Consider the following 23,397-nt stretch of genomic DNA (forward strand, 5'->3'; position numbering starts at 1 on the left):
GAGCACCAAAGTGCGACCTCAGTTACCCTTTAACCATCGTCCGGAGATATTGCGGGCGGCTCGGACGTCTTGAAACTATCGGGGGAATAGCTGCCCATGACATCTCGTACTTTGTTTTTCGCGCGGTTGCGCTATTCGGCCGCTGCTGTTGTCGCCGCCTCTGCTCTGACGCTCACTGCGTGCAACGGGGGCGCCACCCCGCCGGGAAATGACAGCACGTCGGCCCCGGCATCAGCGTCAGCGTCGGTTACGGCCACGCCGAGCCCCACGCCGACGCCAACCGGCGCCTACAAGCCAGCCGACTCCAAGGGCAAGGCGCAGAATGTTCCCGTTCCGGTGTTGCCCGAGGCTGCCAAAGCGGAGACGAAGGAGGGGCTGGAGGCTTTCGCTAAGTATTGGTACTCCTTACTGAATTACGCATTCGAAACTGGCGACTTGGAACCCGTCAAAGCAGTCACGGGAACGCCGTGCGCGATGTGCGACAAGATTTTTCCGGGGATCGTCAAATGGAACGCTGAAGGAAGGTGGGTCTCGGGTGCGAGCATCACCGTTCACGCGGCTCAGACAAACTTCGTGAAAACAGGACCGGGAGAATATCAGGTAGCCGTTCAATCTCAGCAGAGAGCAGGCACTCTCCATAATGCCGACGCCAGCATTGGCCAAACGGTGACTGAGTCCCAAATGCTGGGTGACATTATGGTGGCAAAGTACGACGGGGGATTCTGGCGGGCGCTCAACGTTGACAGATTAGGTGGGTAATTCGTGGCCGCTTGGGGGAGGCTTTCGATCTTGGGTGTGTTCTGCGTATGCGTTCTGTCGGTCTCGGCCGGAGTAGTACAGGCGGCCGAGGGCGATTCCGATCTTTCGTGGTCTGGTCCCGGTATTGGCGTGTGGCGGTACGACCCCGGTGTCGGGGGGTGGGTGGACAGCCCTCAGTCGCCTCCCGAAGACCCGAATACTTACAAGGTTGAGTATCTTTGCCTGGACGAAGGTCAGAACAATTTCGATGTCGCCTGCCTAGCAGGTGCCGTGAAGTGTACAGCGGGCGAGGACGGCCGGCCTGTTCGTTGGTTTTCCTCCTTGAAGGCGTTCCAACCCCCGATCTGGACTCAGATACGGCCTGATCGTTGCGTCTATTCTGAGAAGCCAGTGGACGTGATGGAGCAAATCGCTCAGCAAATCCAGAGTAAGTTCGAGCAGTTGCCAGTGTTGGCCGGCGACTCGGTGGCGCAACCAAGCCCCCATACGCTTCGAGGTGCGGAGACTAATTTCTACGCTGTTGCCGAGGAACAATCTTTCACCGTTGACATGCTCGGCCAGAGCGTCTCCATTGTGGCGAAACCCGTGCAATATCATTGGGCTTACGGTGACGGAACAACGTTCGGGCCCCAGCCGTCGGCTGGCGGTCCGCTGCCGCAGGACCGGTGGGGCGAGAAGACCCGCACCAGCCACGTCTACACCCAGACCGGCGATTTCCAGGTGGTGCTCACCACCCACTTCCAAGGAACGTACTCCGTCAACAACGGGCCGCCGCTGCCCATCCCGGGCCAAGGCCAGTTCAGTTCCCCGCCGCAGACCATCAGTGTCTGGCGCTCGATCACCCGCAACTACGCTGACGACTGCATCAAAAACCCGCAAGGCCAAGGCTGCCCGGGAGCCGCGCCGCCAGCCCCATAACGCGGGGCGGCACCGCAGGCCCCACTGCCCAGCCCAGCCCCGTAAGCGCCGGCCGCGGTCAGGACTTCAGTTCGCGGTCGACCCGTTCCATCCGCGCACGGACCAGTTGAAAGCGCGGATCGCCCGGTCCGATGAGGCTGGCCATTGCCGCGGCTGCTTCGACGTCCGATGCACCCATGTCGCTCGCACACCACCGCATGATGAGTTGGGCGTCCCCGCTGGAGCGGACCGAGGCCCCCACAGCTTCATTGAGCTCGTCCCGCATCAGCTCGACGGTCAGGTTTACAGAACGGTTGAGCAGCTTGGCGGGGTAGGCGGCCAGTGCTTCCCGCGTCCTTCCGGACCGCAAATGGCCGGCGACCACGGATGCGTCGGTGGATACGCGGATGGCCGGTGAGAAGCGGTAAGGGTTGGGCTCCACCACGTTGCCCAGGATGCCGCGGATCCGGTGCATCTCGGTCCGGATGGCCGTCGCGGCGCCGTCTTCGCCGTGAATCCGATACGCCAGTTCATCGGCGCTCCACCCCTGGGTCCGGGACGCCAGCAGAGCCAAAATCTCAGCTCGGCGCAGGGTCAGCGGAAGGCGGGAACCGCCGTCGAGCTCGGCGCTCGGTTTGTCACCCAGCAAGCTCAGCGTCAGCGACGTACGCACGCCGCCGGTCTGCTGCGTCGAGACTGCAGGCGCGCCAGCAGACTTCAACAGTTCCTCTGCCAGCCGCACCCCGCAGCGCACCATGCGCAGGCTGTCCGGTGTCACCGATTCGAAGGGGCCGGAAACATCGAGCACTCCCACCACTTCGCCTGAGTACGGATCGCGGATGGGCGCCGCCGTGCAGGCCCAGTCGTGATGCGTGCGCACCAGGTGTTCGGCGGAGAACAACTGTGCGGGTGCTCCGGTCATGAGGGCCTCGCTGATGGCATTGGTCCCGACGCCGGATTCGGACCAGTCGGCGCCTTCCACAAACTCCAAGGAATCGGCCAGCCTCAGCGCTTGCCGGCTGCCCACCCGCCACAGCACCTCGCCCTGTTGGTCGGTGACGATCAAGAGGTGGCGGCCCGAGGCGGACTCGTCCGCGAGCAACTGGGACAAGGCCGGGATCACGGTGGCCAGGCGGTGCCCCGTGCTGAGCGAGCGTGCCTCGGATACTTCGTGCCGGTGAACAGGCCTGTGCTGATCAGGGTTAATACCCAGTGCCAGCGAACGCTGCCAGGATTTGATCAGCTCCGGCGAAATGGAAGGATCCGGGCTGCCCGCAATCGTGGCTTCGTGGGCTTTGCGCAGTGTGCGCGCATACTCTGCCGGTGCCGTGAACCTGAGGTCGCGAAGTTGGGTGATCGCGCCGGTGCCGGTCCGCATCAGCAATCTCCCAACTCGTCATCGAATCGTTCACGGACCGCTCGCTGACGGCTGATCGCCGGGAGCTTCTCCCCGGAAGGGCGCCGTGTCACTCGATTGTAACCCCCGGCGTCTTTTACTTGTGATGCGGGTCACGGACGGTCATCGCGAGGCAGCCGGAAGCAGCCCACCGTAAGCAACGAAAAGAGGAATCATGCCTGAGACACCAAACGGCGTCGTGGAGGCCTGGCTGGCGCAGTTCGAAGAGGCGCTGCGCAGCAGGGACACCGACGCCGCACTGCAGCTGTTCGACGATGAACCGTACTGGCGGGACTTCGTATCCTTCACCTGGAACCTCAAGACGCTCGAGGGCAAGGAAGCCATCAAGCGCATGCTGGACGCCACGCTCGCGGATGTTCAACCCGGCAACTGGGCACTCGCCGAGGATGCCACCGGGGACGCCGCGAACACCGAAGCCTGGGTGGACTTCGAAACCGCCCAGGCGCGAGGCTATGCCCACCTGCGCCTCCGCAACGGCAAATGCTGGACCCTGCTCACCACCATGCAGGAGCTCAAGGGATTCGAGGAGAAAAAGGGCCCCAACCGTGAGACGGGCGTGGCGCACCGCATCGAGAAAGGCCGCAAATCGTGGCTGGAACTCCAGGAGGAGCAGGAAGCCCGGCTGGGATACGAAGACCAGCCTTACACCGTGATCATCGGCGGCGGCCAGGGCGGTATCGGGCTGGGCGCGCGGCTGCGCCGGCTCGGGGTCCCCACGATCATCATTGAGAAGAACGAAAAGCCCGGAGACTCGTGGCGGAACCGCTACAAGTCACTCCACCTGCACGATCCCGTCTGGTACGACCACCTGCCGTACATGAAATTCCCCGACGACTGGCCCGTCTTCGCCGCCAAGGACAAGATCGGCGACTGGCTGGAGCACTACACCCGGATCATGGAGCTCAATTACTGGTCCAAGACCGAGTGCACCAACGCCCGCTTCGACGAGGCGTCCCAGGAATGGATCGTGCGGGTCATGCGCGACGGCGAACCGGTCACCCTCCGGCCCAAACAGCTCGTCTTCGCGCTCGGCGTCTCCGGTTACCCGAATGTTCCAACGTTCGACGGCGCCGAGTCCTTCTTGGGGCAGCAGTACCACTCGTCCAAGCACCCGGGCGGCGGAGACTGGACCGGGAAGAAGGCAGTGGTGATCGGGTCCAACAACTCGGCCCACGATATCTGTGCCGATCTTTGGGAACACGGGGCGGACGTCACCATGGTCCAGCGGTCTTCCACGCACATTGCCCGGAGCGAGTCGCTTATGGACCTTGCGCTCGGGGACCTGTACTCGGAGAAGGCGCTGGCCAGCGGTGTCACCACGGAGAAAGCCGACCTCCTGTTCGCCTCCCTGCCATACCGGATCCTGCCGGAAGCCCAGATCCCCGTCTACGAAGAGATGGCCAGGCGCGATGCCGGGTTCTACTCCCAGCTTGAGGCCGCAGGCTTTGACTTGGACTTCGGGGTGGACGGCTCAGGCCTGTTCCTCAAGTACCTGAGGCGCGGCTCCGGCTACTACATCGACGTCGGCGCGTCCCAGCTGATCATTGACGGACGGGTCAAGCTCGCGAACGGGCAGGTCACCAAGATCACCGGCAACGCGGTGGTCATGGATAGCGGAGCCGAGCTCGAGGCCGATGTCATCATCTATGCCACCGGCTACGGGTCCATGAACGGCTGGCTGGCCGACCTGGTCTCGCCCGAGGTGGCGGACGCCGTCGGCAAATGCTGGGGCTTCGGCTCGGACACGCCCAAGGACCCTGGGCCGTGGGAGGGGGAGCTGCGCAACATGTGGAAGCCCACGAACGTGGAGAATCTCTGGATTCATGGCGGCAACCTGCACCAGAGCCGCCACTACTCCAACTACCTGGCGCTGCAGCTCAAAGCACGGATGGAGGGGCTGCCCACGCCCGTCTACGAGCTCCAACCCACCCACCACAAGCGCTGACCCAGCAAGGCCGTGACAATCACACTCCCGGGCACCACACTGCGGGTGACGGCCACCTGCTGTGACACTCCAACGACATGCCGTGGATGCACCTGACCGGTGCATCCACGGCCCTAATGCGAAGGAAAACACCATGAAAGCAGCACGTTTCCACGCCCGCGAGGATCTCCGGATCGAAGACGTTCCGGAGCCGGAGCTGCGCCCCGGAGCCGTGAAGATCGCGGTCGCCTGGTGCGGGATCTGCGGCACGGACCTCCACGAGTTCCTGGAAGGGCCCATCTTCACCCCGCCGCCCGGACATCCCCACGTGCTGTCGCACGAGGAGGCCCCGGTCACCCTGGGACATGAGTTCTCCGGGACTGTTGAGGAACTGGGTGAGGGGGTCACGGGGCTCTCCGTCGGAGACAGTGTGGTGGTGGAGCCCTACTTCGTCTGTGACGAATGCGGTCCGTGCCGGGCGGGCAACTACAACCTGTGCACCAAGTTGGGCTTCATCGGGCTGGCCGGCGGCGGCGGGGGACTGAGCGAAAAGATCGTGGTCGACACTCGCTGGGTCCACCCCGTCGGCGACATTCCGCTCGACGAAGCCGCGCTCATCGAACCGCTCGCGGTGGCCTATCACGCCGTCGGCCGGAGCGACGTCAAAGCCGGGGACGTCGCCGTCGTCGGCGGTGCAGGTCCTATCGGGCTGCTCACGGCGGCAGTCCTGAAAGGGCTGGGCGTCACCACCGTGGTGACCGAACTGTCCGCCGCGCGCAAGGAGAAAGCCACGTCGTCCGGCGTCGCCGACCATGTCCTCGACCCCAGCGCAGTCGACGTCAAAGCGCGGGTGCTGGAACTGACCGGGGGAGCGGGCGCGGACGCGGCGTTCGAATGCGCCGGCGTGAACGCCGTCCTGGACACGATGCTCGACGTCGTCAAGCCCGCCGGGGTGGTGGTCAACGTGTCTATCTGGGGCCGGCCGGCCACCGTGGACATGCAGAAGATCGTCCTCAAGGAAATCGACCTTCGCGGAACGATTGCCTACCGGGGCGACCATGCGGCCGCCATCAAACTCGTCCAGGACGGGAAGGTGGACCTCAAGCCCTTCATCACCGGACGGATCGCCTTGGACGACCTGGTGGACAAAGGCTTCGACACCCTGATTCACCACAACGACACGGCGGTGAAGATCATCGTCCACCCGTAGTGATCCGAGTCTCAGCAGGAATAGTTGCATGCGCCTCGCAGTTGGCACCTCTGGACCCAATCCGCTGTGAAAGGAACTGCACATGCTGTTTTCCCCGTTGACCCTCGGAGGGCTTGAACTGCCCAACCGCCTGGTCATGGCCCCGCTGACCCGTCTCCGCTCGGGCGAGGAGGGCGTACCTGCCCCGATCGTTGCGGAGCACTACCGCCAGCGCGCTTCGCTTGGCCTGATCGTCAGCGAGGGCACCTACCCGAGCCCGGCCGGACGTTCGTACCCGGGGCAGCCCGGCATCGTCACCCCGGAACAGATTGCCGGCTGGAAGAAGGTCACGGACGCTGTGCATGCCGAAGGCGGCCGGATCTTTGCGCAAATCATGCACGGGGGCCGGGTTTCGCACGAGGACATCAACGGCGGCCGCCAGGTGGTCGCGCCGAGCGCCATCGCCGTCGAGGCTGAGACCCGCACGTACAAGGGCAAGCAGGCGCACCCCGTCCCGCATGCGCTGACCACCGACGAACTGCCCGGCATCCGCCAGGAAATCGTGCAGGGATCGCTGAACGCGATCGCCGCAGGGTTCGACGGCGTGGAGCTGCACTCCGCCAATGGGTACCTTCTGCACGAATTCCTTGCGCCGTCGTCGAACCAGCGTGATGACATCTACGGCGGCTCACCGGAGAACCGGGCGCGTTTCGTCATCGAGACAGTGAAGGCTGTGGTGGAGGCCGTCGGCGCGGACCGCGTGGGCATCCGGATCTCACCCGCCCACAACGTCCAGGGAGCCCTCGAAACGGATGCCGCAGACGTCCGCGAGACCTATGGCCTGCTGGTGGATGCGATCGCGCCCCTTAACCTCGCCTACCTGAGCATCCTGCACAAGGAACCCACCAGCGAGCTGGTCCAGGACCTCCGTGCGCGGTTCAACGGCACCTTCCTCGTCAACACAGGGTTCGGCGTCATCACCACCCGCGAGGAAGCCATCTCACTGGTGGCCGACGGCCACGCGGACGCCGTGGTGGTGGGCCGTCCGGCCATCGCCAACCCCGACCTCGTCCGCCGCTGGCGCGAAGGGCTCCCGGTCAATGAGCCGGACCAGGCCACGTTCTATGCCGACGGCGCAGAGGGCTACACGGACTACCCGTTCTACGAGGAGTCCGCGAACTAGCCACTTCCGGGTACTGGACCCGGGCTCCATAGGCCACGCAAACAGGCGGGCGCAACTCGATTGCGCCCGCCTGTTCTGTGTTCCCACTTGATTGTGACCGTCGAAATCCGCCCCTGCCTGCCAGCCCTATAGGATCTGAACATGCAGCGTCCGTCCCAGATCAACAGTCCCGGCAGCCGCAAAGGCAAGCCCGTGAGCCGCCAAGTGCTGGCCGACCACGTCTATGAGGAACTGCTGGAATCGCTGATGGACGGCCGGCTCGAACCTGGCTCCACTGTCAGTATCGACGGAACAGCGCGGGACCTCGACGTTTCGCCGACCCCGGTCCGCGAAGCCCTCGCCCGGCTGGAACACACAGGCATGGTCCGCCGGGTTGCGCTCAAGGGCTACCGAGTTGCCCCGGTCTTCACCCGTGAGGACTTCGCCGAACTCATGGAGGCCCGGCTCGCCATTGAGCCGGTAAATGCCCGCCTGGCCTGCGGCCGGCTGACCCCGGAGCGGCTTGCCCAGCTGGAGCAGGCCGTGACCGACTTGAAGACCGCACCGCGGGGACCGTCATTCGCTGAATACCGCGACTACCTCGAAGCCGACGAACGGTTCCACCGGCTCATCGCAGAACAAACCGGAAACCAGTTCATGGTGGCAGCGTATGCCGCACTCGGTGGCCAGGTTCAGCGCTTCCGGCTGTTCGGCGGCGTGGGCATCACGGATGCCGAGAACGCCATCGCCGAACACCAGGCCGTCCTGGATGCGATGGCCTCGGGGGACCCCGAGACGGCTGCCGCGGCCATGGCCGACCACGTCCGGAAAGTCCGCGGCCGCGCTATCGCCGACGCCCCCGAAGGCTGAAGCAGCACCCCCAACTAGGTAGCAGCAGGTGTCGTTATGGAGCCCCATAACGACACCTGCTGCTACCTAGTTGGGCTGACACCACCCAAAGTGTGACCTTGACAACTCTTTGCCGATAGTAAATCCTATAGGAAACAGGATTCGCACAAAGGAGTGAACACCATGGCCTACACAGCCGAGAACTGGCCCATTACTGCGGCCCTGCTTCAGTTCCCGGGCACCGACGCCCAGGGAACCCACATCAACGACGCCGACGCGTCGGCCTGGGCTGAGGTCTTCACCGAGGTGAAGGAAGCCGGGTTCGCGCACGCGGACCTCACCGACAGCTGGGTCCGCCCCGGCGATCTCAGCAAAGAGCGCCTCGCCGAGTTCAAGCAGGCAGCGGACGCTGTGGGCATCGGCGTCCCCGTCATCTCCGCCATCCGCCGCAGCGTCATCGAAGAAGGCAACTGGGAAGCCAACCTGGCCTACAGCCACCGCACCATCGACGCCGCCGCCGAACTGGGCTGCGAAGTGGTCTCCTTCGGCCTCCACCAGGCCATCACGGCCGAGCAGCAGAAACAGCTCTGGTTCTGGACGGTCGAAGGCTACAAAGACCCGGCCGGCAATAAGGAAGCCTGGGGCAACGCCGTCACCCGGCTCCGGGAGCTCGGCCGGCACGCAGCCGAAGTGGGCGTCCTGCTCTCGCTGGAAATGTATGAGGACACCTACCTCGGCACCGCGGATTCCTCCGTGCAGCTGGTCCAGGACATCGGCCTCGCCAACGTTGGCCTCAACCCGGACCTCGGCAACCTGATCCGGCTCCACCGACCCATCGAGGACTGGCGCGAGATGGTGGCCAAGACCCTGCCGTACTCCAACTACTGGCACATGAAGAACTACATCCGCGACGAGGACACGGCCCGCGGCATGTACGTCACCATGCCTGCTCCGATGGAAAGCGGCCTCATCAACTACCGCGAGGCCTTCAAGCTGGCATTGTCCGTTGGTTTCCAGGGCATCCTCTGCACCGAGCACTACGGCGGCGACGGCCTGAGCGTGACGGCCAGCAACCAGGACTACCTGCGACGCCACGTCCTGCCCAAGACGGACGGCTACGCCCTCGGGCAGAGCCAGGTGGCGCAGGGACGGCAGCAGCCCGCCGCCGTCGAACTCGCCGGCGTGTAACGAAGCCGGCGCCGGCTGACACAAGCCGGCCACCAACCCAACACCGCATTTCCCAACACGGATTCAATGAGGAAACCATGACCCAGATCTTCGACAACCCCGCTGATTTCGCGGATGAGGCACTGGACGGCTTTGTGGCAGCCAACCGCGGGTACGTTGCCCGGGTGGACGGCGGCGTGGTCCGCTCCACCGAGGTGCCTGCCGGCCAGGTGGCCCTGGTGGTGGGCGGCGGCTCCGGCCACTACCCGGCCTTCGCCGGCCTAGTGGGACCGGGCCTCGCCGCCGGATCCGCCTGCGGCAACATGTTCGCATCCCCGGCGGCCGGCCAGGTCTACCGGGTGGCCAAGGCTGCCAACGCCGGGGGAGGCGTGCTGCTGAGCTACGGCAACTACGCCGGCGACGTGCTGCACTTCGGCCAGGCCCAGCTGCGGCTCAACGCGGAAGGCATCGAAACCCGCACCGTCCTGGTCACGGACGACATCGCCAGCGCGCCGCTGGACGAGATCGAGAAGCGCCGCGGCATCGCCGGGGACCTCACGGTCTTCAAGGTCGCCGGCGCCGCTGCCGAAGCGGGGCTGGACCTCGACGCCGTCGAACGCGTGGCCATCCGGACCAACTACCGCACCCGTTCCCTGGGCGTGGCCTTTGACGGCTGCACGCTCCCGGGAGCGGACGCGCCGCTGTTCCACGTTCCCGCCGGGCAGATGTCGCTGGGCCTTGGCATCCATGGCGAACCGGGCATCTCCGAACACCCGATGCCCACCGCCTCCGAACTCGCCGAACTGCTGGTCTCCAGGCTCCTGGCGGACAAGCCCGACGACGCCGGCAACCGCGTGGTGGCCATCGTCAACGGCCTGGGCACGGTCAAATACGACGAGCTGTTCCTGCTCTTCGGCAAGATCGAAAAGCTCCTCACCGCGGCCGGCCTGACCGTGGTGGAGCCGGAATGCGGCGAGCTGGTCACCAGCCTGGACATGTCCGGGCTCTCCCTCACCCTGCTGTGGCTGGACGACGAACTGGAACAGTTCTGGGCAGCCCCGGCAGACACCCCCGCTTTCCGCAAGGGAAACCTGGCCCCGCGGGCCCGCCGCGAGCTGGCCGGACCGGAGGACGCCGTGGCCGGTGAAGCGGAAAACACGACGCCGGCAGCAGCTGAGCTGGGCCGGCTGGCAGCCGCCGTGCTCGCCCAGGTGCAGGGTGTCGTCGTCGAGCATGAAGAGGAACTGGGCAACCTGGACGCCATCGCGGGCGACGGTGACCACGGCATCGGTATGCGGCGCGGCGTGGACGCGGCATCCGCGGGAGCACAGGAAACCTCGGCAGCCGGGGCGTCGGTGGAACGCGTCCTTACTGCGGCAGGGGAGGCGTGGAGCGAACGCGCCGGCGGAACGTCCGGGGCGTTGTGGGGATCCGCGGTGATCGCAGCAGGCCTGGCCCTCGGCAACAAAGACTCCTACCGCGGCGAGGACGCGGCGGCCGCCGTCACCGCCTTCGTCGGCGCCATCACCGAGCTCGGCAAGGCCGAACCGGGGGACAAGACCATGGTGGATGCGCTGCTTCCCTTCCGGGACGCCTTCCTCACCGCGTTCGACGGCGGCACGCCGGTACGCGGGGCACTCGCCTCAGCAGCGGCTGCTGCCCAGGAGGCCGCTGACGCCACCGCGTCGCTCCGGCCGCTCAAGGGCAGGGCGCGTCCGCTCGCCGAAAAGAGCCTGGGCCATCCCGATCCCGGCGCGGTGTCCTTCGGGCTGATAGCCGCCCGGATTTCTAACTACCTCGATTCTGAACTGATCGATTCTGACCTGACGGATTCACCACTGGCCGCCTCCGCGGCCGGAAATGGAGCACACGCATGAGCGCAAACCAAGGTGCTGCGGCAGCCTGGCGCATTGTCATCGGCAACGATGAAGCGGGCGTCGAATATAAGGAAGCGCTGAAGGCGCTGCTCGAAGCGGACAGCCGCGTCGCGTCCGTCGTGGACGTGGGCGTCGGGGCGAACGACTCGACCGCGTACCCGCACGTCGCCGTCGACGCCGCCCGCAAAGTGGCAGCCGGCGAGGCCGACCGCGCCCTGCTGATCTGCGGCACCGGGCTGGGCGTGGCCATCGCGGCCAACAAGGTTCCCGGGATCCGCGCAGTCACGGCCCACGACGGCTACTCCGTGGAACGCTCCGTTCTGAGCAACAACGCCCAGGTCCTCACCATGGGCCAGCGCGTGATCGGCCTGGAACTGGCCAAGAAACTGGTGGGCGAATGGCTCGACTACCGTTTCGACGACACTTCATCCTCCGCCGCCAAGGTGGACGCCATCTGCTCGTACGAGCCCGAATACACGAAGGCAGTCTGATCATGACCGAAACAGCTAGGACCCCCACCGCGGCGGCACTGAACAGCGCCCGGAAGATCGCCGTCGTCGGCTCCGGCTACATGGGCGGCGGAATTGCGCAGGTCCTGGCCCTCGGCGGGGCCCGCGTGGCACTCGCCGACGTGTCCGCCGAAGTGGCGCAGAGCAACTACGACCGCCTCCTCGCGGAATCGGACCAGTTCGTGGCCGACGGCCTGTTCCCCGCCGGGTCCACAGAGATCCTGAAGCAGAACCTCTGGGCCGCCAAGGACATCGAGGAAGCCGTGGCTGACGCGGACTTCATCGAGGAAGCCGTTCCCGAGGTCATCGCCATCAAGCACCAGACGCTGGCCCGCATCAGCGCCGCCGCCCGGCCCGACGCCATCATCGGCTCCAACACCTCCACCATCTCCATCGCGGAACTGTCCGAGCCGGTCACCAACCCGGAGCGGTTCCTGGGCGTGCACTTCTCCAACCCGTCGCCCTTCATCCCCGGTGTCGAGATCATTCCCCACGCCGGGACCTCGGCGGCCACGGTGGGTGCGGCCCGCGACCTGGTCCACGCCGCCGGCAAGCAGACCGCCGTCGTCAAGGACGTCACCGGCTTTGTGCTCAACCGCCTCCAGTACGCCCTCTTCCACGAGGCAGCGCAGCTGGTGGAGCAGGGCATCGCGACGGCGGACGACGTGGACACCCTGGTCCGCACCACGTTCGGCTTCCGGCTGCCGTTCTTCGGTCCGTTTGCCATTGCGGACATGGCCGGGCTGGACGTCTACAACTTCTGCTACAAGTCCCTGCAGACCGACTTTCCGGAGCGGTTCGCCACCCCGAAGATCCTCAGTGACCTGGTGGAGGCCGGCAAGCTGGGCACCAAGACCGGCGCCGGCTTCCTCAACGTTCCGGCCGAGCGCACCCCCGAGCTGATCGCCTACCGCAACAAGGCCTACGTCGCCATGCAGCAGCTGCTCGAGGACCTCGGCCCCGCACCGATCAGCTGATCTCCCGTCACTCTTCACCTTTACAGGAGCAACCATGAGCATTTTCCCCGCAGAACGCACGGCAATAGTCACCGGCGCCGTCTCCGAGCGCGGCATCGGCCGGGCCACCGCCAACTACCTGGCCGCGCAGGGCTGGAACATCGGCATCATCGACCTCGACGACGCCTTGTGCAAAGCCACAGCCAAGGAACTGGCCGCCCAATACGGTGTCCAGGCCTTCGGCGTCGGCGCCAACGTGGCCGATGAAGCCTCCGTCCGCGCCGCGATCGACGAGATCGAAGCGGAGCTGCCGCAGATCGTGGCACTGGCCAACGTGGCCGGCGTCAGTTCACCCGTTCCGTACCTGGAACTGGACGCGGCCGAATGGGACCGCGTGCTGAACATCAACCTCAACGGCGTCCACTATGCCACCCGCCGCGTAGCCGAATCCATGGTCAAGAACCGGATCGGGCGCATCGTCAACATCTCCTCCGTGTCAGCCCAGCGCGGCGGCGGGACGTTCTCCAAGACGCCGTACTCGGTGGCGAAGGCCGGCGTGATCGGCCTGACCCGCGCTACCGCCCGCGAACTGGGGGAGTACGACATCACCGTCAACGCCATCTCCCCGGGGCCCATCGACACCGACATCATGGGCGGCACGCTCAGCGAGGAGCGCAAAGACGAACTCACCAAGGACCTGGTGGTCAACCGGGTCGGATCCACGCGCGACATCGCAGCGGCCATCGCCTTCCTCATCAGCGAGGACGCCGGATACATCTCCGGCCAGACGCTGAATGTGGATGGCGGACTCTACATGCACTAGGGAAGGCCAGCCATGGCACAGCACAAACCAGCACCATCCCAGGCCACGGGGCTCAGGTCCTGGAGCCGCGAACGCCGGATCTACCTCGCAGTGGGCATCCTTGCCTGCCTCGCCGGGATCATGATCATCGCGTTCTCCCGCTAGGACGCGAAGCACCCACCTTCGTTCGCAACTGATTTACTCAAAGAGGAGTTTTGATGTCCCTAACAGCAACGTCCACCAAGGAGCTCCTGGATTCGCCGGTCCTCAAATCGGCGATTTCCAAGGCCTCGTTCCGGCTGATGCCGATGCTCGTCATCCTGTATGTCGTGGCTTTCCTGGACCGCACCAACGTGGGCTTCGCCGAGGCGGCGCTCGGTGTGGACCGCGGAGTCACCGCCGGGGCCTACGCCCTTGGCGCGGGTATCTTCTTCATCGGCTACGCCCTGTTTGAAATTCCCAGCAACCTGCTCCTGACCAAGTTCGGTGCCAAGGTGTGGCTGGCCCGCATCGCCATCACCTGGGGCATCGTGTCCGCGTGCTTCGCCTTCGTCCAGGGCGAGACGTCCTTCATCATCCTGCGCTTCCTGCTTGGTGTCACCGAAGCGGGCCTGTTCCCGGGCGTCATCATGTTCCTGGCGGCCTGGTTCCCGAACAAGGTCCGCGTGAAGATGTTCGCCATCTTCTACCTGGCGCAGCCGTTTTCCCAGATGATGGGCGCACCGCTGTCCGGCTGGCTGATCAACATCGGCGACCAGGTTCCCGGCGTGGCCGGCTGGCAGGTCATGTTCTTCGTCGAAGGCATGCTCGCGGTCCTGGCCGGCGTCGCCGCGTACTTCTTCCTGATCAACAGCCCGCAGGACGCCAAGTTCCTGAACCCGGGCGAAAAGAAGGCGCTCCTGGATGTCATGGCGCTGGAGGACACCGTCAAGGAAGAAACCGGCCCGCGCGGCGTGCTCGCCGCCATGAAGAACCGCAAGGTCTGGTACTTCACGGTCATCTACTTCTGCCTCCAGGTGGCGGTGTACGGCGTGACCTTCTACCTGCCGCAGCAGGTGGCGCAGCTGACCGGCCAGAAAGTGGGCTTCGCCGTAGGCCTGCTGGCCGCCATCCCGTGGTTCTTCGGCATCTTCGCCTGCTACTTCATCGGCAAGGCGGCCAACACCATCGTCCGCCGCCGGGTATGGGGCACCGGGCTGTTCATCTCCACCGGGCTCTGCATCTTCGGCTCGGCCTGGGCCGGCGCCAACCACATACCTGCACTGGGCATCATCTTCATCACCCTGGCCGTGTGCAGCTTCCTGTCGATCGGGCCCATCGCCTGGTCCTACCCGACGGCGTTCCTCACCGGAACGGCAGCCGCCGCAGGCATCGGCCTGATCAACTCGCTGGGCAACCTGGGCGGCTTCGTGGCCCCGATCCTGCGCACCACGGTCAACCAGGCCACGGCGTCCGACACCGGAACCATGGGCGTCTACGCCCTCGGTGTCCTGCCGTTCCTGGCGGCCGCCATGATGTTCGCGACCAAGAGGTTCCAGAACAAGGCGGACGAACTGCTCGAGAAGTAAGTCCTTACCCCGTCGCTAAGAGGAAATACTCCAGCAAGAAAGCAACACACATGCAGCACGCTTCAGCCAGCCAGGCCACGCCCACAGTCACTGACAGTGCTATTGACTCCGTCACGGACACCGTCACGTATGTCGGTGTCAGCACCAAGATGTACCTGGGCTACCGGGACACCCTGGACTGGCTGGAGCGACTGCGGCACGAAGTGGACTCCCGTCCGGCCCTCGCGGCCGGGCGGGTGGTCCCGTTTGTGATCCCGTCCTTCCCGGTGCTTCCCGCGGCCGCCGCTCTTTTTGCCGGTTCGCCACTGCTGCTCGGCGCGCAGAACTGCGGCTGGGCCGCGGGCCCGTGGACCGGTGAAGTGGCACCATCCATGCTCGCCGAGCTCGGCGTCCGCCTGGTGGAGATCGGCCACGCCGAACGCCGCGCCCACTTCGGCGAAAACGACTCCATGGTGGCGCTCAAGGTCCGGGCCGCGGGCGACGCCGGGCTGACGCCCCTGCTGTGCGTCGGCGAGGACTCCGTTGGGGAAGAATCAGACGGCGACGCGGGCGCAGCCGCCCGGGACGCCGCCGGCTTCGTGTACCGGCAGATCGAGGCCGCCGTCGGGGGCGACTGGGAACTGGCCTCGCGCCTCATCATCGCTTACGAGCCCGTGTGGGCCATCGGCGCCGCCGAGCCGGCGGACCCCAACTACGTGTCCGACGTCGTGAATCACCTCCGGGCGCTGCTCGCCCCGCACGGGCTTCAAGAGATTCCGGTCATCTACGGCGGTTCAGCCAAGCCCGGCTTGTTGCCCAGGCTCGGTGGCGTCTCCGGATTGTTCCTGGGCCGCTTCGCGCACGACGCCGGGAACTTCGGCGCAGTTCTGGACGAGGCACTGCTGGACGAGGCACTGCTGAAGTCTGGCTCGGCTGTTTCTAGCGTGCCACCGACCGCTGGCACAGTCCGATAAAACCGCCCAACTGTTCGAGGCCCTCCGGATGGGTGGGCAGGTAGTTGGTCAGTTCCGGTGCCCGTACCACCACGGCGCGCCACTTGCCGCGGGATACCGCCACGTTGATCCGGTTCCGGGAGAGCAGGAACTCCATTCCCCGCGGAGCCTCGGCCACCGCCGAACAGGCCATGGACACAATCACCACGACGGCCTCCTGGCCCTGGAACTTGTCCACCGTGCCCACGCGGACGGCCGCGTGCCCGGCGGCGTCGAGGGCGTCCCGGATCAGGTTCACCTGCGCGTTGTAGGCAGCCACCACCAGGACGTCTTCCGGCCCGAGCGGCCGGCGGCCGGCTTCATCGTGCCACGCCAGGCCCAGGTGCCTCCCGACCTGGTGCACCACTTCAGCGGCTTCCTCCGGGGAGGACGTGATGTTGCCGCTGTGGGCAACCATCACGGTTTCGATGCCGGCAGGGACGCCCTCCAGGAACCGCAGATCCGCCGCGCTGGCAGACTGCAGCCTGCCCTCGTAGGAGAGCTCCGAAACGGCGGCACACAGGGGCGACGCCATGCGCCAGCTGTCAGCAAGGAAGTAGCCGAGCTCCGGCGGCAGCGTGGCATGGCCCGCAGAGATCCAGCCCAGCGCGGACTCGTTGACCGGCTCCGGGTGGGTGCCCTGGCTGACCTGGGGGAGCTGCTGCGGATCGCCGAGCAGCAGCAGCCGCGGGCTTGCCTGGGCAACGGCCAGGGTGTTGGCAAGCGAGAACTGCCCGGCCTCGTCGATCACCAGCAGGTCCAAGGACCCGGCGGGCACGGTGGAACCGGTCATGGTCCAGGCGGTGCCGCCCACCAGGGCGCCGCCCGGAGAACTGAGCAGCCGGTCCACGTCGGCGGCAGCGCGGTGGTGCCACGGCAGGGTGCCGTCGTGCTTGACGTCCTTGGCGACCCTCCTTGGGTCCACTCCCGCTTTTTCGACGGCGGTGCAGAGCAGGTTCTCCACCACCGCGTGCGACTGCGCAACGACGCCCACTTTCCAGCCCCGGGACACGAGCCGCGCAATGACATGTGAACCGACATGGGTTTTGCCGGTGCCCGGCGGTCCTTGGACGGCCAGGTACGAATGGTCGAGGGCCTCTACTGCCGCCGTGATCGCGTCGATGAAGCGGTCCGGTCCGCCCGCCGGTGCGGGGAGCGGGGTGCCGGTCAGCAGCCGCGGCGGAACCCGGCGCACCAGGTCCAATGCCGGATGCTTCCGGAAGGCAGGCTCTCCCGGAGTCTCCGCCAAAGTGTCCGGAAGGCCGGCGGCGACCTGGTCGGCCAGCACGGCCAGCGCCTCCTCCAGACTCTTGGTGGCAACAGGCTGGTCTTCGGTGAGCGCGATGGGCAGGTTGTTATGCGGTTCGATCTTCCGGTGCAGCCGGTCCCGGATCACCACGGTATCCCTGCCGTCCTCGTGGCCGAGTTCCAGGACCTCGGTCCCGAACCACCCGTTACGGCCCGAGCCGTCGCTGCCGGTGCCCTCTAGCCCGGCAGGCAACGGACGGTCGTACATGCGGAACCACTTGCTGCCCTCGCGGAGATCCGAGCCGGCGCTGACGGTGCCGGCCAGCTGTACCCTGCGCTCGGGGAGCCTGGTCCCGACCTTGTGCCAGTCATCGAGGATGCGGGCTTCCTCCACGAGGAAGACGTTGCGGTCCTGCTGGTGGGTATCGGGTCCGTTCTCGCAGCGGTCAAAGTGGGCCCACCAGAAAGCCTTGCGCTCGCGGCGGTGGTAGCTCACGGCCGCGTCAACCATGGCGACGGCCCGGACGTCGGCCTCCGGGCAGCCGAACTCCTTACCGTCGGCGCGGAACTCCGCTGCCCGGTCCAGGAAAGCCCTGATGGCGAGTTCGGAACGCCCGAGCGCGGCACCGTCGTCGGAATCAGGCGCCGCCCGGCTTAAATTTCCGGCAGCTCCTGGACTTCCTGCCGTCCAGCTTTCCGCAGCGCTGCCGCTGCCGCGTCCGGAGCCGCCTGGCTGGGCGCCCGATCCGGCCGACGCTGCAACGCCGATTCCGCGCTCGGCGGCCAGCCGCCGCAGCCATTCGCGGAGCTCCAGCGTGGAGAGGCAGTCATATTCGTTGTAGTCCGAGATGCCGGCGAGGATGGCCGCGGCCTCCTCGGCCAGGCCGGCGTCCCGCGCTTCGCAGTAATCGGCATAGGCAACCACCGAGGCGCCGGCGTCCTTCACGTCGCCGGAGCGGAGGTTGCTGCCCATGTAGAGGGGCTCGAGTTTCTTGATGCTGTATGAGTTTTCGGAGATGCGGATGCTGTTCCGCACGGTCTGGTACAGGTCCACGAGGAGCCCGTCCCGCAGCCAGGTGTCCACGGTGTCCTCTCCGGCGACGTGCATCACCGAGAGTTTGCGGAGGGCGGTCTTCTCGTAGGCGGCGTAGTGGTAGACGTGCATGTCAGGGTACCGGCGCCGCCTGTCCTCCACGTAGTCCAGGAAATCGAGGAAGGCCTGCTTTTCTGCCGCGCGGTTGTGGGCCCAGAACGGCTTGAACACGGTCCGGCCATCCGGTTCCGTCGGCGCTTCGATAACCCCGAACAGATACTCAAGGCCCCAGCTTCCGGTGGCGCTGTCCTGCCACAGCGGATCCCCTTCGAAGTCGAAGAAGATATCTCCGGGGCTCGGCGGGGGCAGTTCCGCCAGGGTGTTCTCCGGGATCACCCGGTAGCCGATGCTGTGCTGTTCGCCGTCCTTGACGTAGCTGACGGAACCTTCTGCTGTGCCCGCGTTGCTTTGCATGCGGGCCTGGTCCTGCATCCGCAGCAGGGACGGGCTGGCGCCGGGCAAAGTGGCGTCAGCCAGCTGTTTGACGGTGAAGATCCCCTGCTCGTGGAGTTTTTTCCGCTGTGCCGAGTTCATCCGCGCCACGAGGAGGAGGTCGTCCGTGGCTTTGACCTGTTCCTGGCAGTAGTCGCACCGGCCGCAGGCCATAACTCCGGGCTGGCCCCAGCCGACGGTGTCGGGCTGGTTCCGGTGGCCGGCCGTCAGGGCGAGGAACCTGTCCCGCCTCTCGCGGAAGACCGGGAGGATGTCCGCCAGCTTGTGGCTGCTCCGGACATAGTCGAAGCCGCCTTCAGCCGTTTCCACTGTTGCACCGAGGATCAGCGTGACGGCAGGATCGGGTTCGATTCCGGCGTGCAGCAGCTGGTCGCCGTAGGCGGCAAGCTGGAGCAGCGCCGTTACTTTGGCGTGGCGGGCCAGCTTGGTGTCGTACACGGCATAGTTGCCGGAGTCCTGTTTGACCAGGAAGTCCGAACGGCCGTGGAAGCGGCCGTCGAAGAAAGCCGCCTGGAACACGACATCTGCCCCGGCCCGCAGTGCGGCAATGGATTCGGCATGCTTGGCCTGCAGGGTGGCGCGGTCCATCGCGGTGGCGGCTGCGACGTCGTACACACCCCGCCCGGTGGCGGGATCCCACGGACCGAACTCATCCAGGTATTTGGCAAGGACATTGTGTTCGTGGATGTCCCCGAGTTTCGCCGTGCGGGCCAGCATCTCGTCGGGCTCGAACTCGGCCTTGGGGGAGCGGCCCAGTTTTTCATCCAGCTTGCGCAGCAACTGGTACTCACACGTCGCCGCGATCACCAGATCGCTCGCGGAGAAGACCAGGTCCTGCCCCAGTTGCGGTACTTCCGGTTCAAGAAGAAACACTGCGCCTCGTTGCCCTATATGTTGCGGTGCCGATTGATGTGTTGCCGTTGTTGCATTGCCGTTGATGCCTTATTGCCAAGCTACCAAAGCGCCCTGACAATTTGGCTTCCTCCCTGCCCGGCGGCTCCGCCACTGTCCGCTGCCCTCTGGCCCAGGCATCACGGTCGGCGTAAGGTCTGAGGAACATGACTGAACAGCAGCCTTTTGACCTCGTCCAACGGTTTCCGGATTTTGAAGTGCGCCGTTACCCGGCGCACGCTGTTGCCGAAGTGAAGGTGAACGCACCCTTCGACAGTGCGGGCAACGCCGCCTTTCGGCTTCTTTTCGGGTACATCAGCGGTAACAACACCGCACGCGAGTCCGTGTCCATGACCGCCCCGGTCCTGCAGAGTCCCGCGCCATCCCGGAAACTTGCAATGACGGCGCCGGTGGTCCAGAGCGGTGCCCTTGGCGACAGCGAATTCGTTGTTGCATTCGTTCTTCCCGCCAGCATCACGGCGGCCACTGCTCCCGTTCCCAACAATCCGCAAGTGGTAATCCGGGCCGTCCCCGGCTCGGTGGCGGCCGTCCTCGGATTTTCCGGCAGAGGGACCGAAGCGGCGTTCCAGAAGCGGAACGGTGCCCTGCAGGAAGCCCTGGCGCAAGCGGGGCTCAGGCCCATCGGAGCGCCGCGGTTCGCACGCTTTGACCCGCCCTTCAAACCCTGGTTTCTCCGGAAGAATGAAGTGGCCCAGGATATCGAGGAGTCGGCGGGACTTGCCGGCCACAGGGGAGGCCCGCATGAACAAACAACCACGTGACCACACCGCCACCGTGGCAGCCGCTTCAGCCGCTGCCACCTACGACGAGGCGGCCTTCGAAGCAGCTGTCCGGGCCGCGGAGCAGAGCCTCAGTGAAGGCGGCATCCCCATCGGGGCCGCCCTCGCGAGGGGGAACGAGGTGATCGCCAGCGGCCACAACGAGCGGGTACAGCACGGAGATCCCATCGCCCACGGCGAGATGGCCGCACTCCGTGCTGCCGGGCGCCAGAAGAGTTACCGGGACACCACGCTGTACACCACCCTGGCGCCGTGCGCGATGTGCACCGGGACCATCATCCAGTTCAAGATTCCACGGGTGGTGGTGGGGGAAGCCAGGACCTTCCCCGGCGAATTCGAGCTCCTGCGCTCCCGTGGTGTGGAAGTGCTGGTGCTGGACGACCAGCGCTGCGTGGACATGATGGTTGGCTTCCAGCGCGACTACCCGGAACTGTGGGCAGAGGACATCGCCGAATAGCCCTTGGCAGTCCACACGGGCTCCCGCCCTTTCGTGGCGGCGGTCCAGGGCGCGAGATGGCCCGCCCTGGAACCGTGCCGGGCTCGTGAGGCAAGCCTGCAGGTCTAACAACTAGCACTATTGCGCATAGCCATGTATAGGCGCATCGTAATACTCAAGGGTCTCCTGTGCATAACTCAAGAACAGGTTATTCGTGATGTGGATCGGCGACACCGACAAGGCATTTATCCGGGGTAATTTCACCGCGCTTAAGGTGCCCGAAATCGGGGGCGTCGCTGCTCAACGTATTCCGGACGTCATCCGATCCGTTTCTGAAATGCTCGCAGACATCGAGAAGAACGGCATGGACGCCGTTCTTGAATACTCGCGGAAACTCGACGGCTGGACAGGCAACGACGTCGAGATCAGCCAGGCTGAATTGGCTCAGACCGGTGACCGGCTCCCTCCTGCACTCCGTGAAGCACTCCGCGTCGGCGCGGACCGTACCCGCCTGTTTGCCTTCGAGCAACGAAAACACCTGACCGACTTCGAGACGGAGGTCCTGCCGGGCGTCGTGGCAGGGCAGAAGTACATCCCTGTTTCCCGGGTTGGCGCCTACCTTCCCGCCGGGCGCTTTCCCATCCTCGCAAGCGCCTTCATGACCGTGGGTGTCGCCAAGGCGGCGGGCGTTCCCAGCGTCATCGCGTGCACTCCGCCCACCAGCCCCACCGGCGGGCATCCCGCGGTACTGCACGCTGCGTACTTGGCAGGGGTCGACAGGGCATTCGCCATCGGAGGCGTGCAGGCACTGGCCGCCATGGCATTTGGACTGCTCGGCGACCAACCCGTGGACATCCTGGTCGGAGCCGGTAACGCCTACGTTACGGAAGCCAAGCGCCAGCTCTTCGGCCGGGTGGGCATCGATCTTCTCGCAGGGCCGTCCGAGGTCGCCGTAATCGCTGACGAATCGGCGGATCCGGAACTCGTTGCAGCAGACCTGCTGGGCCAGGCCGAACATGGTCCGCAGTCACCGGCATCCCTGGTGACTACCTCGGCGCCCCTGGCTGAGGAAGTCATCCGCCACATCGAAATGCAACTTGAAACCCTGGCCACCCGGGACATCGCCGGTCCGGCCTGGCGCGATTTTGGAACGGTGTACGTGGCCGATAGTCGGGAAACGGCCGTGGAAATCATGGATCTGCTGGCTCCGGAGCATCTGGAAATCCAGACCGTCGATGACAACTATTACCACGAGAACCTTAAGAACTATGGCTCCATTTTCTTGGGGTCATGGTCCACAGTGGCCTACTCGGACAAAGGCATCTCCGGCACCAATCACGTGCTGCCCACCGGTGGCGGCGCACGGTCATCGGCCGGTCTGTCCGTAGCCAGGTTCCTCAAGCCGCTGACGTTTCAACGGGTTGAGAGGGAGGCTACTCCGCAGCTGGCCCCTTACGTTTCAGAGATTTCCGCTTTCGAGGGCATGGAAGCCCACAAAGCCACGGCGACGCTCCGACTCAATCGTTTCAACCGCTAGTACCATCCCTCTCTATCAAAGGCACCAAGATGAAAAGTTCGATCAAACTGAGCAAGCGCCTCAGGGCACTGCTACCCATGGGGCTCGTGGCTGCCTTGGCGCTATCGGCGTGTGGCTCCGGTTCATCCAGCGGCGGGGGCGGCGGCGGGGAGCAGAAGACCATCACCATCGCCACGTCCAACGATGCCCCCTTCTCCTTCACCGATCAGGCAACAGGGGAACTCAAAGGGATTGACGGAGAGATGATCAACGAAATTGCAGCCAAAAAGGGATGGAAGGTGAAAGTCTTCACGTCCGAGTTCGCCACGCTGATTTCTGCTCTGTCGGCAAAGAAAGCCGACGTCATTGTGGATGCCATGTACATCACGGACGACCGCAAGAAACAAATCAATTTCACTGACCCCTGGTATACCGAGGGCGAGGCAATGGTGGTGCCGGCTGATTCCACCCTTGCTTCCCGGGACGATGTCAAAGGCAAAGTCCTCGGAGCACAGACAGGCACTGTGTTCAAAGACCTCATCGAGACCTTGGGGGGAAGCCAGGTGAAGCTCTTCGATTCCCAGGCGGCTTTGCTCGCAGCGCTTGAAAACAAGCAGGTCGACGCCGTGTTCACGGACAGTGCGGTTGTTGGGTACAGCCTGGTGCAGAAACCGAATCCGAAGTTGAAGCTTGTAACGCCCTACGAGCCGTACTACCCAGGCATTATCGGTGCCGGCGTGCGCAAGGACGATACGCAGTTGCTGAATGACCTCAATTCCGGACTGGCCGACCTGAAGAAATCACCGAAGTACCTTGAGATCCTCAAGAAGTACGGTCTGACCGAAGCCAACGCAGCCAAGTAGGTTCACGCGCAGCAGGCCGCCAGTCTGAAGGAATAACGACGCCGACAGCC

20 protein-coding genes are annotated in these 23,397 nt (G+C 65.2%); 18 read left to right on the forward strand and 2 right to left on the reverse strand.

Annotated features, from left to right (window positions below):
• Window positions 1-96 precede the first annotated feature (96 nt).
• Together AC1MDG_RS04505 and AC1MDG_RS04510 are read left to right on the forward strand one after the other, a co-directional pair.
• Window positions 97-759 carry a DUF6318 family protein gene (locus AC1MDG_RS04505; protein ID WP_479807836.1) on the forward strand — a complete coding sequence of 221 codons (663 nt, stop codon included), beginning with the start codon at window positions 97-99 and terminating at the stop codon, window positions 757-759.
• 399 nt (window positions 760-1,158) lie between these two features.
• On the forward strand, window positions 1,159-1,677 hold the full coding sequence (locus tag AC1MDG_RS04510; RefSeq protein ID WP_479809019.1) for a hypothetical protein: 519 nt from the start codon (window positions 1,159-1,161) through the stop codon (window positions 1,675-1,677).
• Between the two features lie 58 nt (window positions 1,678-1,735).
• Here AC1MDG_RS04510 and AC1MDG_RS04515 read toward each other — a convergent pair whose 3' ends face one another.
• Window positions 1,736-3,034 carry a helix-turn-helix domain-containing protein gene (locus AC1MDG_RS04515; protein WP_479807837.1) on the reverse strand — a complete coding sequence of 433 codons (1,299 nt, stop codon included), beginning with the start codon at window positions 3,032-3,034 and terminating at the stop codon, window positions 1,736-1,738.
• Window positions 3,035-3,227: 193 nt separating this feature from the next.
• Between AC1MDG_RS04515 and AC1MDG_RS04520 the strand changes: the two genes are divergently transcribed.
• The 12 genes from AC1MDG_RS04520 (at window position 3,228) to AC1MDG_RS04575 (ending at window position 16,029) form a co-directional block, all read left to right on the forward strand.
• Window positions 3,228-5,018 (forward strand): NAD(P)/FAD-dependent oxidoreductase, encoded by a 1,791-nt coding sequence (locus AC1MDG_RS04520; protein ID WP_479807838.1) that lies wholly within the window; start codon window positions 3,228-3,230, stop codon window positions 5,016-5,018.
• Window positions 5,019-5,151: 133 nt separating this feature from the next.
• Window positions 5,152-6,207 carry a 2,3-butanediol dehydrogenase gene (locus tag AC1MDG_RS04525; RefSeq protein WP_043479126.1) on the forward strand — a complete coding sequence of 352 codons (1,056 nt, stop codon included), beginning with the start codon at window positions 5,152-5,154 and terminating at the stop codon, window positions 6,205-6,207.
• A gap of 82 nt (window positions 6,208-6,289) precedes the next feature.
• Window positions 6,290-7,369 carry an alkene reductase gene (locus AC1MDG_RS04530; protein ID WP_479807839.1) on the forward strand — a complete coding sequence of 360 codons (1,080 nt, stop codon included), beginning with the start codon at window positions 6,290-6,292 and terminating at the stop codon, window positions 7,367-7,369.
• Between the two features lie 141 nt (window positions 7,370-7,510).
• Entirely contained in the window at window positions 7,511-8,218 is a 708-nt protein-coding gene (locus tag AC1MDG_RS04535) for a GntR family transcriptional regulator (RefSeq protein ID WP_479807840.1), read from the forward strand.
• Between the two features lie 162 nt (window positions 8,219-8,380).
• Window positions 8,381-9,385 carry a sugar phosphate isomerase/epimerase family protein gene (locus tag AC1MDG_RS04540; RefSeq protein WP_479807841.1) on the forward strand — a complete coding sequence of 335 codons (1,005 nt, stop codon included), beginning with the start codon at window positions 8,381-8,383 and terminating at the stop codon, window positions 9,383-9,385.
• A gap of 77 nt (window positions 9,386-9,462) precedes the next feature.
• A complete protein-coding gene (gene dhaL, locus AC1MDG_RS04545; protein WP_479807842.1) occupies window positions 9,463-11,241 on the forward strand; it encodes a dihydroxyacetone kinase subunit DhaL in 1,779 nt (592 codons plus the stop codon).
• A complete protein-coding gene (locus AC1MDG_RS04550; protein ID WP_043478707.1) occupies window positions 11,238-11,732 on the forward strand; it encodes a ribose-5-phosphate isomerase in 495 nt (164 codons plus the stop codon). The genes dhaL and AC1MDG_RS04550 overlap by 4 nt, the downstream gene beginning before the upstream one ends.
• 2 nt (window positions 11,733-11,734) lie before the next feature.
• On the forward strand, window positions 11,735-12,727 hold the full coding sequence (locus tag AC1MDG_RS04555; protein WP_479807843.1) for a 3-hydroxyacyl-CoA dehydrogenase family protein: 993 nt from the start codon (window positions 11,735-11,737) through the stop codon (window positions 12,725-12,727).
• 34 nt (window positions 12,728-12,761) lie between these two features.
• Window positions 12,762-13,529, forward strand: a complete 768-nt coding sequence (locus AC1MDG_RS04560; RefSeq protein ID WP_043478713.1) for an SDR family NAD(P)-dependent oxidoreductase — start codon at window positions 12,762-12,764, stop codon at window positions 13,527-13,529.
• A 12-nt stretch (window positions 13,530-13,541) separates the two neighbouring features.
• A complete protein-coding gene (locus AC1MDG_RS04565; RefSeq protein WP_479807844.1) occupies window positions 13,542-13,673 on the forward strand; it encodes a hypothetical protein in 132 nt (43 codons plus the stop codon).
• Window positions 13,674-13,726: 53 nt separating this feature from the next.
• Window positions 13,727-15,076, forward strand: coding sequence for an MFS transporter (locus AC1MDG_RS04570; protein ID WP_043478716.1), 1,350 nt, complete (start codon window positions 13,727-13,729; stop codon window positions 15,074-15,076).
• Between the two features lie 149 nt (window positions 15,077-15,225).
• Entirely contained in the window at window positions 15,226-16,029 is an 804-nt protein-coding gene (locus tag AC1MDG_RS04575) for a triose-phosphate isomerase family protein (protein ID WP_479809020.1), read from the forward strand.
• On the opposite strand, the gene AC1MDG_RS04580 is transcribed toward AC1MDG_RS04575, so the two are convergent.
• Window positions 15,995-19,714 (reverse strand): TM0106 family RecB-like putative nuclease, encoded by a 3,720-nt coding sequence (locus AC1MDG_RS04580; RefSeq protein WP_479807845.1) that lies wholly within the window; start codon window positions 19,712-19,714, stop codon window positions 15,995-15,997. The genes AC1MDG_RS04575 and AC1MDG_RS04580 overlap by 35 nt on opposite strands.
• Window positions 19,715-19,899: 185 nt before the next feature.
• Here AC1MDG_RS04580 and AC1MDG_RS04585 point away from each other — a divergent pair, with 185 nt between their 5' ends.
• From AC1MDG_RS04585 to AC1MDG_RS04600, 4 genes are all read left to right on the forward strand, one after another.
• Entirely contained in the window at window positions 19,900-20,514 is a 615-nt protein-coding gene (locus tag AC1MDG_RS04585; protein WP_479807846.1) for an SOUL family heme-binding protein, read from the forward strand.
• Window positions 20,495-20,989, forward strand: a complete 495-nt coding sequence (locus tag AC1MDG_RS04590; RefSeq protein WP_479807847.1) for a nucleoside deaminase — start codon at window positions 20,495-20,497, stop codon at window positions 20,987-20,989. Before AC1MDG_RS04585 ends, AC1MDG_RS04590 begins: the two co-directional genes overlap by 20 nt.
• A gap of 316 nt (window positions 20,990-21,305) precedes the next feature.
• On the forward strand, window positions 21,306-22,505 hold the full coding sequence (gene hisD / locus AC1MDG_RS04595) for a histidinol dehydrogenase (RefSeq protein WP_479807848.1): 1,200 nt from the start codon (window positions 21,306-21,308) through the stop codon (window positions 22,503-22,505).
• A gap of 29 nt (window positions 22,506-22,534) precedes the next feature.
• Window positions 22,535-23,347, forward strand: coding sequence for an ABC transporter substrate-binding protein (locus AC1MDG_RS04600; protein ID WP_043478730.1), 813 nt, complete (start codon window positions 22,535-22,537; stop codon window positions 23,345-23,347).
• Window positions 23,348-23,397: the final 50 nt, after the last annotated feature.

It is taken from the genome of Arthrobacter sp. AIWTK1 (assembly GCF_056680535.1).

Bases quoted from the DNA above. Each gene is read 5' to 3' on its own strand.
- AC1MDG_RS04590 (WP_479807847.1), top strand. From the start codon at position 20,495: ATGAACAAACAACCACGTGACCACACCGCCACCGTGGCAGCCGCTTCA.
- AC1MDG_RS04515 (WP_479807837.1), bottom strand. From the start codon at position 3,034: ATGCGGACCGGCACCGGCGCGATCACCCAACTTCGCGACCTCAGGTTC.
- AC1MDG_RS04570 (WP_043478716.1), top strand. From the start codon at position 13,727: ATGTCCCTAACAGCAACGTCCACCAAGGAGCTCCTGGATTCGCCGGTC.
- AC1MDG_RS04555 (WP_479807843.1), top strand. From the start codon at position 11,735: ATGACCGAAACAGCTAGGACCCCCACCGCGGCGGCACTGAACAGCGCC.
- AC1MDG_RS04550 (WP_043478707.1), top strand. From the start codon at position 11,238: ATGAGCGCAAACCAAGGTGCTGCGGCAGCCTGGCGCATTGTCATCGGC.
- AC1MDG_RS04585 (WP_479807846.1), top strand. From the start codon at position 19,900: ATGACTGAACAGCAGCCTTTTGACCTCGTCCAACGGTTTCCGGATTTT.
- AC1MDG_RS04530 (WP_479807839.1), top strand. From the start codon at position 6,290: ATGCTGTTTTCCCCGTTGACCCTCGGAGGGCTTGAACTGCCCAACCGC.
- AC1MDG_RS04540 (WP_479807841.1), top strand. From the start codon at position 8,381: ATGGCCTACACAGCCGAGAACTGGCCCATTACTGCGGCCCTGCTTCAG.
- AC1MDG_RS04505 (WP_479807836.1), top strand. From the start codon at position 97: ATGACATCTCGTACTTTGTTTTTCGCGCGGTTGCGCTATTCGGCCGCT.
- AC1MDG_RS04560 (WP_043478713.1), top strand. From the start codon at position 12,762: ATGAGCATTTTCCCCGCAGAACGCACGGCAATAGTCACCGGCGCCGTC.
- AC1MDG_RS04600 (WP_043478730.1), top strand. From the start codon at position 22,535: ATGAAAAGTTCGATCAAACTGAGCAAGCGCCTCAGGGCACTGCTACCC.
- dhaL (WP_479807842.1), top strand. From the start codon at position 9,463: ATGACCCAGATCTTCGACAACCCCGCTGATTTCGCGGATGAGGCACTG.
- AC1MDG_RS04520 (WP_479807838.1), top strand. From the start codon at position 3,228: ATGCCTGAGACACCAAACGGCGTCGTGGAGGCCTGGCTGGCGCAGTTC.
- AC1MDG_RS04525 (WP_043479126.1), top strand. From the start codon at position 5,152: ATGAAAGCAGCACGTTTCCACGCCCGCGAGGATCTCCGGATCGAAGAC.
- AC1MDG_RS04575 (WP_479809020.1), top strand. From the start codon at position 15,226: ATGTACCTGGGCTACCGGGACACCCTGGACTGGCTGGAGCGACTGCGG.
- AC1MDG_RS04535 (WP_479807840.1), top strand. From the start codon at position 7,511: ATGCAGCGTCCGTCCCAGATCAACAGTCCCGGCAGCCGCAAAGGCAAG.
- AC1MDG_RS04565 (WP_479807844.1), top strand. From the start codon at position 13,542: ATGGCACAGCACAAACCAGCACCATCCCAGGCCACGGGGCTCAGGTCC.
- AC1MDG_RS04510 (WP_479809019.1), top strand. From the start codon at position 1,159: ATGGAGCAAATCGCTCAGCAAATCCAGAGTAAGTTCGAGCAGTTGCCA.
- hisD (WP_479807848.1), top strand. From the start codon at position 21,306: ATGCTCGCAGACATCGAGAAGAACGGCATGGACGCCGTTCTTGAATAC.